Source organism: Vibrio sp. 970 (assembly GCF_033339075.1).
The window spans coordinates 1-886 of the sequence record NZ_JAWOTW010000146.1 but is presented as its reverse complement, the minus strand read 5'-3'; the positions used below and the strand labels follow the sequence as shown (position 1 = coordinate 886).

Annotated in this window: 2 protein-coding genes; both read right to left on the bottom strand. The window is 44.7% G+C overall.

All coding sequences use genetic code 11. The features are described 5' to 3' along the window. Window positions 1-649, bottom strand: a 649-nt coding sequence (locus tag R7Q11_RS25305; protein WP_225466896.1) for an ion transporter, incomplete at its 3' end; no start/stop codon positions are given. Window positions 650-684: 35 nt separating this feature from the next. Beyond that, window positions 685-886, bottom strand: a 202-nt coding sequence (locus R7Q11_RS25300) for a MarC family protein (RefSeq protein ID WP_318094448.1), incomplete at its 5' end; no start/stop codon positions are given.

The following is an 886-nucleotide window of genomic DNA, read 5'->3' as shown; positions in this document are numbered from 1 at the left end:
ATGCCAGCGCTTTACCTAAGTTAGTTTGCGGAACCAAATCTCCATATCCCACGGTGGTTATGGTCACAATAGCCCAATAAATACTTTTCGGAATACTGGTAAACCCGTTTTCTGGCCCTTCAACAATAAAAATCAATGAACCGAAAATCGTGACCAAAATGGCGACGGTTGTGAAGAAGATGAAGATCTTTCTGCGAGCCATTAGTAATGAGCGCAACAAAATGTTGGACTCTTGCAGGTACCTCACCAACTTCAAGATACGAAAAATACGCATCACACGTAGTGCTCTGATCACGCCCATGAAAGAGGCGGATGGGAAGAACAATACTGAGTAAGTTGGGATGATCGCCAACAGATCGACAATACCGTAGAAACTTTTTGCGTACGCCACCGGTTTTGGCGAGCAATACAGACGTAGCAAGTACTCAATGGTAAACAGGCCGGTGAAGGTGTATTCAAGGTACTTCAGTTCTTTTGCCCACTCGGCACGTACCGAGGGAATGGAATCTAGAACAAGAACGGCTAATGAGCTGATGATGGCAATAATAAGCGCGATATCAAAAGCACGGCCGGCTTTGGTGTGGGTGCCAAATATAGTGACGTAAAGTGTATTTTTTAGAGAGTGAGTCGTCATGACAAAGCGATCCATTGTTGAATCGCTCTATCATAACGCCATTAATAAAATCAGGCTAATCCAGGGAACAAGTTACGTAAGCCGTTTGCAATAAACTCGATGCCTAGCGCACCAAGAATCAAACCCATGATACGTGTGATCACGTTGATGCCTGTTTGACCCAAGAAACGAACGATCAAAGGTGCCGAACGAAATAGCAACCAAGAACAAAGGCAAAACAGACCAATCGTGATAACGATGCCCACGGTATCG